At 45.4% G+C, this 8,444-nt stretch carries 7 protein-coding genes and 1 rRNA gene; 1 reads left to right on the top strand and 7 read right to left on the bottom strand.

The window, feature by feature from the left end:
• Together T504_RS14780 and T504_RS0107275 are read right to left on the bottom strand one after the other, a co-directional pair.
• Positions 1 to 108: ribosomal RNA gene (locus T504_RS14780) — 16S ribosomal RNA — on the bottom strand; the annotation flags it as partial.
• Positions 109 to 514: 406 nt separating this feature from the next.
• Positions 515 to 955 carry a hypothetical protein gene (locus T504_RS0107275; protein WP_033170403.1) on the bottom strand — a complete coding sequence of 147 codons (441 nt, stop codon included), beginning with the start codon at positions 953 to 955 and terminating at the stop codon, positions 515 to 517.
• A 163-nt stretch (positions 956 to 1,118) separates the two neighbouring features.
• Between T504_RS0107275 and T504_RS0107270 the strand changes: the two genes are divergently transcribed.
• A complete protein-coding gene (locus T504_RS0107270; RefSeq protein WP_033170402.1) occupies positions 1,119 to 2,381 on the top strand; it encodes a diguanylate cyclase in 1,263 nt (420 codons plus the stop codon).
• Positions 2,382 to 2,446: 65 nt separating this feature from the next.
• Here T504_RS0107270 and T504_RS0107265 read toward each other — a convergent pair whose 3' ends face one another.
• The 5 genes from T504_RS0107265 to T504_RS0107245 form a co-directional block, all read right to left on the bottom strand.
• A complete protein-coding gene (locus T504_RS0107265; protein WP_033170401.1) occupies positions 2,447 to 4,417 on the bottom strand; it encodes a methyl-accepting chemotaxis protein in 1,971 nt (656 codons plus the stop codon).
• A gap of 191 nt (positions 4,418 to 4,608) precedes the next feature.
• On the bottom strand, positions 4,609 to 5,694 hold the full coding sequence (locus T504_RS0107260) for an ABC transporter substrate-binding protein (protein WP_033170400.1): 1,086 nt from the start codon (positions 5,692 to 5,694) through the stop codon (positions 4,609 to 4,611).
• Positions 5,691 to 6,494 (bottom strand): ABC transporter permease, encoded by an 804-nt coding sequence (locus T504_RS0107255; protein ID WP_033170399.1) that lies wholly within the window; start codon positions 6,492 to 6,494, stop codon positions 5,691 to 5,693. The genes T504_RS0107260 and T504_RS0107255 overlap by 4 nt, the downstream gene beginning before the upstream one ends.
• A complete protein-coding gene (locus tag T504_RS0107250; protein ID WP_033170398.1) occupies positions 6,491 to 7,324 on the bottom strand; it encodes an ABC transporter permease in 834 nt (277 codons plus the stop codon). Before T504_RS0107250 ends, T504_RS0107255 begins: the two co-directional genes overlap by 4 nt.
• Entirely contained in the window at positions 7,317 to 8,387 is a 1,071-nt protein-coding gene (locus tag T504_RS0107245) for an ABC transporter ATP-binding protein (protein WP_033170397.1), read from the bottom strand. Before T504_RS0107245 ends, T504_RS0107250 begins: the two co-directional genes overlap by 8 nt.
• Between the last annotated feature and the right edge of the window lie 57 nt (positions 8,388 to 8,444).

The raw sequence follows: 8,444 nt of genomic DNA, 5'->3' as shown, positions 1-8,444 counted from the left end.
AAAGCATCGCCTTCAAGCATTCAGTGTTGAAAATCTGCCTCGTTCGACTTGCATGTGTTAAGCACGCCGCCAGCGTTCGTCCTGAGCCAGGATCAAACTCTCCAATAAATTATATTGAAGAACTCAATCAAGCTCTCAATTATTCTATGGTTCACAAATTACTGAAGTAATTTGCGTAAGCGACTCACAAGCAATTAAAATTGCTGTTCGCTGCTTAAAAGAAATTGCCGATTGCTATGTTGTTCATACCAATCGATGTTTTATTTTACAGAGTCGCTATGGATGTTACTCGCTTGTGCTCGTAACTAAGCGATTCGCACATTGCTAAAGCAATGGCTCTCTGCTTAAACATCTGGCTTAAATCATGTTGCATGATTTCATTTTACATTGTTTAGTTTTCAGAGAACAATCTACATCGTCGGCACATCTCAAAAGTGCTGTGCGCTGATGACTTGTATTATATTACACGTCATCAGCGCACTTGTCAACACTTTTTTCTATTTTTTTTATGAAATTACCAAATTTCTTTCATAATCGGACGATAGGACTCGTTGAGGAAATTTATAAGCACATCAAACATCCCATAGATTTCGTCGCCCAACTCACTGAAATCCTCACCAGGAGTAAGCAGACAAACATCCAAAATCAAAGACCCTGCTGCATCGAAATAAAGTTTAAACGGCTTGTATTTAAGATTAAACTCATTGGCCATTTTCAACACCTTGAGTTCATTCTCTTCCGTCTTTGCCTGTGGAGATACCTGGATGCGAATCATGGAAAATACACTGTCATCCAGAATAACCAATGTAGGAAGCTGCTGCCCTTCCACTACGATATGGGATCGAAATACCACTGTCTTTTGTGTATCTTCTTTCACTTCTTCCCGCTGGAACGCAGTTTTTTTGTTTTCGTCCGCATCAAGATAATTCTGAAATGCCTCTGCTTTTTTGTTCATAGCTCCGTCTCCTTTAACTTTTTTTACCATGGACTTTTTACTACATGTCTTTATTCTAGCTATATATAAAGAATCCTCTTTTTCAGCAGGAAATTTTATTTTCTTCACGAATATCTACGACAGACCTATTCTAAAATCCATATCATGAGAGGCAGATGATTTTATGATCAGCGTTCAAGACCGGACGTTATCCCGTGCCGCTTATCTTTGCCTCATTTGTTTATTTTCCTTATTTCTTATTCAAGCGGCAGGGACATACGCCCTCTATCAGAATGCACTTAACTTCCAAAAAAATTATATTCAGCATACCGTCGATAACCTTCTTCTATCTATCGATGCAACCCGCAATACAATTATTGCCAGCCATGAAAAGCGGGGCCAACCCATTTCCGAACAGGAAGTGCATGATGTCGTTGAAAATCTCTTACGAAAGACCCTTTACTCTGCTACCAATACCGATGGCACTTATCTTTGGATCAACGAAGTAATTGACTATGATGGCGGCAATGGCTATGCCAGACGTCTTATCCATCCGAATCTTCGCAACACCGAGGGAATCCTTTTATCCACAGAAACACCGGATGCCAAAGGGAACTATCCCTACCGTACCGAACTTGATGGCGTTTGCACACAAACTTCGTTATTTTACAGCTATTACTTCAAAGATCTAAATTCTAATGAGCTGTCCCGAAAACTCACCTACGCTCGACTCTATCCCGACTATAATTGGATTATTTGCATGGGGATCCCCTATCATTCCATTTGGGAATATATCTTTGCCGGAAAACCATGGCTCAAGTGGCTGCTTCTTTTTAGCTATCTTTTTTCCATAAGCGGAATTATCTTTACTTCCTTTTATCTCTATCGGCTGTACCGCCGCCAACGTCAATCGCAAAACGAAGAAATCAAAGATCTGCAACTTGTCATCAACTACGACGCTCTTACCAATGCACATAGCCGGCACTATGGGACGAAACAGCTAAAGCAAGCCTTACAAAAATACCAAGAATTCAATCAAAATATCACCCTCGTGATGTTTGACATCGATTACTTTAAATCGGTCAATGACACCATGGGCCATGATTTTGGTGACAAAGTCCTAACAGAGACTGTAAAAATCATCAACCAAAGCATCCGGCAAAATGATTCCCTTATCCGTTGGGGCGGGGATGAATTCATCCTGCTGCTTCCTTCCCTAAATCCAGAAGCTCTGCCTTCCTATCTGCACCGGCTTAACACCTGTATTCAAGAACACAATTTTATCACCAATGAGAATCAATCGATGAATATCTCCATCTCTATCGGGGTAGCCCAATTTATCCCCAGTGATACTTCCATTGACACCCTGATTAAACGAGCGGATAAAGCCCTTTACAAGGCAAAAGAAACCCGCAATACCTATCACATCGATGAATCTTTTCACTGATTCGATAGCAAAAGGCCCTGCCTGAGTATCCCCCAGGCAGGGCCTTTTATTATGGAATCATCGATTTAAAATTTGAACTTGCCAATTGCCGCCTGCATATCAGCAGCCATCTTCGCCAGAGACTGAGATGCCGCTGCAATTTCTTCATTAGACGCCGACTGCTCTTCCGTAGCCGCCGAAATAGATCCCGTATTTTCCGCAGTCTTGCGGCTGATGGAATCAATGGAATCCACCGCTTTGACAATATTGTCGGCACCGTCGGCCACCTTCTTCACCGAGCTGGTGATTTCTTCCATCTGACCATTGATGCCATTAACCATCGACAGAATATCCGCAAATCTTGCGCCAACTTCGCGAATTGCCGCCGTTCCCGATTTTACTTCTTCCGTACCTGCATTCATGGATTCCACGGCTTCCGCAGTATCTTTTTGAATCGAGCCAATACGTTCCTTGATCTGTTCCGCCGATTCCTGCGATTCTGCCGCGAGTTTGCGGACCTCTTCTGCGACAACAGCAAAGCCGCGGCCATACTCTCCCGCACGGGCAGCTTCGATTGCTGCATTCAGTGCCAAGAGATTTGTCTGCTCAGCAATCGAGGAAATGGCCTCGACAATCTGACCAATCTGCTGGCTGTTCTCACCTAATTTTGCCACCACATCAGCTGATGCCATGACACTTTTTTCAATATGCCCCATGCGAGCAATCGCATTCTCCATCAGTTCCGAGCCTTGCTGTGCCGCCTTAGCGGTATCGGTGGAAGTATTCGAAACCTTGCGCGCTTTGTCTGACATAGCCGTAATGTCGGTAAACACCACATCAACATTCTGCTTAGCGCCATTGATATCCTTTAACTGATTTTCCATCGCCAACGATACTCCGCCCACCGTTTCTGCCACATGGACCGAAGCTTCTGCTGACTGTTGCGCATTAGCCGTAAGTTCTTCCGACGAAGCAGCCACCTGCTCCGAGGTTGTAGCCATCTGCGTGATCAAATTGCGCAGATTATTGCTCATCGTATTAAAGGCCCGCGTCAGCTGGCCAATTTCATCATTTGACAACACCGGTATCTGCTCCATTTTGAGATTGCCCTCAGCCAACTGGGTCGCATGATTTTCCAAACTGACGATCGAATTGGTAATCTTTTTGGAAAAGATCATAAATACCGCCATGGTAATAAGAAGCCCTAAAACCGTCAAAAAGCCATAAATAATCTTCAACTGGTTCAAAGAAGCAAATACAAAGGATTTAGGAACGGCAATTCCAATAATCCAACCAGTTGTTGGGACCGTCGTATAAGAGAAGAGCTGTGTTTCCCCATCGAGTTCAATTTCAAAATAGCCGCTTTCCTTCTGGGTCATCTCGCCAAAGTGCTCGCCAACGCCCTTCACGTCTTTGACGTTCTTCATGGCTTCGCCAATCCCATTGGTTGCCAGGATGTTACCGGTCTTTTCCATGATGATGCCCTTGCCCTCACCATGATATTTCATAGACTCTGCCTGCTTCTCTAAAACATCCAGCGCAATATCGGTGCAGGTTGCGCCAATAAACTGCCCTTCATTTTTGATCGGGGTTGCCACCGACACGACCAATTTTCCTGTGCTGGCTGCGACATAAGCTTCCGTAAAGACCGTCTGGCCAGCAGCTTTCGCTTCCTTATACCACGGGCGTTGCGTGGGGTCCTTCTTGCCTGTCTCGTCCGGCGAATAGAACACACCGAAATATCCATCTTCTAAACCGATGGACATTTCAAGAATCTCTTTATCCGAAACGATGGTTCCCATCGAAGCCTTAGTTTTTATACGACTCATATCCCCTTTCGCTTCAGTCGCTGCATTAGCTGTACTGACATCGACAGCCTTCTTTTCACGCAGCCAGCCATCGAGGTCCGAAGCCTCATTGGATACTGTCGCCGAAAGCTCCGTGTCTACACTTTTCTGCAAGTCTGAACTTGCTACATAATAGCCAACCACAGACATGATTGCCATCAACAATCCCACTACACCGGCTAGGACCAAAAATTTTTGTTTTAATCCCATACTACATCTCTCCTTACCTAAACTTGTAGTGAAAATCCCTCCTCACTACAAAAAACACTCACTGTTTCTATATTCCACATGAAAGCAAAACAATCCTCTATCATAACATAAAAAGTTCCCCTGACTTTTTTGAAAAGTCAGGGGAACTTCGTGTAAAACGAGCTAGCCATTACAGCACAAGGAATGAATGCTTATTCTACTTTTACTTGAAGCCACAGACGGGTGTAAAGCTTATCCAAAGTCTTTCCAAGATAACTATAGGTTTCCTGTCCACGATAGACTTCTACTGGCGGAAAAGCGATATCAAGGTAGTCTTCCATCTCCTCATCATCCTCTTCCTGTTCCCGTACCGATACATTTGGTGTCGAATACCCCAATGCTTCAAAATTTTTCGCAGCGATATCCGGACGGCAGAGGAAATCGATAAATTTATGCGCATTCTCGACATGACGGGCATTCTTCGGGATGACCCAGGAATCAATCCAAAGATTCGTCCCCTCTTTCGGTGCTGGGCAAAAACGCAAATCCGGATTTGCTTTCATCAGATTGATTGCTTCGCCCGAAAAAATAACGCCCAACGCCGCCTCCCCCGAGCTCAACTTATCGCGGATATCATCTACGCCATAAGCCTGCACTAAAGGTTTCTGCTGAATGAGCAAGTTACGAGCTGCTTCAAGCTCTGCAGGATTTTTCGTGTTCATCGAATATCCCAGCAAGCGAAGCGGGATCATAAACGCATCCCGAGCGGAGTCCTGCATGAGGATCTCCCCCTTATACTTCGGATCCCAAAGAATCGACCAGCTGTCTACCGGCTCTTTTACCATCTTGGTATTGTACATAATACCAACCGTTCCCCAGCAATAAGGAACATTATACTTATGCCCTTTATCAAAAGCCTCCGACTGCCGAAAGAAATCTTCCCCAATATATTGAGTCGCGTGAGGAAGCTTCGCAAAATCGAGTGGTTGCAACAAATCGTTCTCAATAAGTTTTTGAATCATGTAATCCGAAGGACAGAGCACATCGTAATTTTCAGCTCCTTCGGCAATTCTAGGATACATGCTCTCATTCGTATCATATTCGTCGAGAACCACATGGATACCGGTTTCCTCTTCAAACTGCTCCAATACCTTTGGCGATAAATAATCGCCCCAGCTATAAACATAAAGAAGATTATCTCCCTCTTCCTGCTCTTCGGCAAACATGTCACACCCGGTAAAAAAGAGACTGCTTGTGAATAACAGCAGAACCATCAGGCTGCGATAATACCTCTTCATTCATCAGCCCCCCTTTTCTCCGCTTTGCGATAGCGACGGATGACACGGTAATTGAACAACAGCAGGGATACCAGTACAACCACCGCCCCAAAGAACAAGGTAGAAAGGGCATACATCTCCGGATGGATTCCCAGCTTCAATTCCGCATAGATTTCCGTCGTCAACGTCTCAATCCCCGCGCCCTTCGTGAAGTAGGTCACGATAAAATCATCTGCCGACATAGCAAAGGATAAGAGGAATGCTGCCATAATACCAGGTTTTAATTCCGGCAGGATTACGCGGGAAAAGGCTTGTGCCGGGGTTGCTCCCAGGTCCAAAGCAGCCTCATAACAGACGCGGTCCATCAAAAGAACTTGCGGCAAAATGCAGAGCATTGCATAGGGAAGGTTAATGACCACATGTGCCATGAGAATGGTATCGTATCCCAACCGCAAGCCGAGCCCTAGGAACAACAGCATCAGCGATATCCCCGTAACGATATCCGCATTGAGTAACGGAATATTGGCAAGCCCTCGGAAAAAGATACGTCCCCGGCTTCCCATGCGGCGCATTCCCAATGCAGTCAACAACGCCAGCAAAGTTGCCATAACCGCCGACAAGATACCAATCGAAAGCGTATTGAGAAATGCGTTCATGATATCTTCGTTCTCAATCAGCGCAGTATACCATTGAAACGTAAAGCCCGTCCACTGTCCGCGATAGCGGCTGGCATTAAAGGATTGTGCAATCAGGACCGCAATGGGCGCATACATGAACAGCACGACCAGGCCCAAATAGAACTTTTTGAGTTTCTCCCTCATGCTTTCACCTTCTTCCGCGAATCCGTATTTTCCGTAAAGGCTTCCAGCAGGATATTCAAAATGATGAACACCATGAGAACCATCGACAAAGCACTGCCGAGCTGCCAATCATAGGCTGCCGTAAATTCCTGTTCGATAATATTGCCGATAAGCAGTATCTTATTTCCACCGAGCAAGGCGCTGATAACAAATGTCGTGAGCGCCGGAATAAACACCATCGTACAGCCACTAACGATGCCAGGCATGGACAGCGGGACCATAACATGGCGGAACGTCTGCCAGCGATTAGCACCTAGATCCCAAGCCGCCTCGATGATGTTGTGATCAATACGCGAAATGGAAACATAGAGCGGCAGCGCCATGTACGGCAAAAAATTATAGACCATGCCAATGATGATGGCCGCCGGCGTATTGATAAGCGTTAAATCCGGCAATCCGCAAAAACGAAGAATTTCGTTTAAGATGCCATTTTTCTCCAAAATCGTCTGCCAAGCCATTGTCGTAAGCAGGGAATTCATCCAAAGTGGCAAAAGGAACAGCAAGAAAATCATAATTCCCTTTGCCTTGCGAAGCCCTTGAAGAATAAGGCAAAGCGGATAGGCCAAAATCAGACAGATAAGCGTACTGACCAGCGCCAGCTCCACCGACAACCCCAGAGCTTTCAAATACTCCCATTGAAGCACCATCTTAATATTTTCCAGCGAAAGCGCACCACTTTCATCGGTCAGGCCATGCCAAAGCACAAAAAACAGTGGCAAGACAATGAAAAGGACGGACCAAATGCCAAAGGGAACGGCAAAGAATTTCTGCAATACTTTTGAATTACTCATCCGATACGGCCTCCTCATCTTCCGAGGCCGGTTTTGCCATAATCTGTATATTCGATGCAGCCAGGCGAATGCCAACTTCCGCTCCCTGTTCATGACCCGTAATCGTCTGAATCAACCAGGAAAAGCCTCCAGCTTCCACGGTAATATCATAGACCGTACCTTTGAATACCACCTGACGAATGACGCCGCGATACTGCCCTTCGTCTGGAGAACAAATCTGAATATCCTCCGGACGAATCTGTACATCGACTGGGACATTTTCCCCAAATCCCGTATTGATACAAGGAATATCTTTGCCCAGCAAATGCACGAGCTTATCGCGCACCATAATGCCATCAATAATATTGCTGTCGCCAATGAAATCCGCAACAAAGGCATTTTCCGGCTCATTGTAGACGCTCTCCGGCGTGCCAATCTGCTGAATCCATCCCTGATTCATAACGACGACCGTATCCGACATCGACAGAGCTTCCTGCTGGTCATGCGTAACAAAAACGAAGGTAATGCCCAACTCTTTCTTGAGTTTGACAATTTCCCGCTGCATACTCTGACGGAGCTTGAGATCCAAGGCAGAGAATGGTTCATCCAATAAGAGGACCTTCGGCTCATTAACGACGGCACGAGCAATTGCAATTCGCTGCTGCTGTCCGCCGGACATCTGCGTAACCATAGCGTGTTCATAGCCGTCCAAATTAACGAGCTTCAAGGCATATTTTATTTTATCCCGAATGTAACTTTGACTCTTGCCCTTCAGTTTCAAGCCAAAAGCAATATTTTCCGCTACATCCATATGCGAAAACAGCGAATATTTCTGGAACACCGTATTGACCTGGCGCTTTTCCGGACGCAGGCTGGTGATATCTCTGCCATCAAACAGGATGCGGCCACTGTCCGGTGTCTCGAAACCTCCTAGCATGCGCAAAATCGTAGTTTTACCACAGCCAGATGGCCCCAGCAAGGTCAAGAACTCATTCTCATGTATGGTGAGATTGAGGTCTTCCAAAATCTGTCTACCCTCATAAGATTTATTGATATGTTCAAGTTTCAGTAATTCTCTTGCCAATTCTTCTCATTTACCCTCCTATAGTGTCAATAATGCTAAAATGAACGCCTTCTATTT

It is taken from the genome of Selenomonas sp. ND2010, assembly GCF_000702005.1.
Lineage (GTDB): Bacteria > Bacillota > Negativicutes > Selenomonadales > Selenomonadaceae > Selenomonas_A.
The sequence above is the reverse complement of the archived record's forward strand: the minus strand, read 5'-3'. Positions and strand labels throughout refer to the sequence as shown.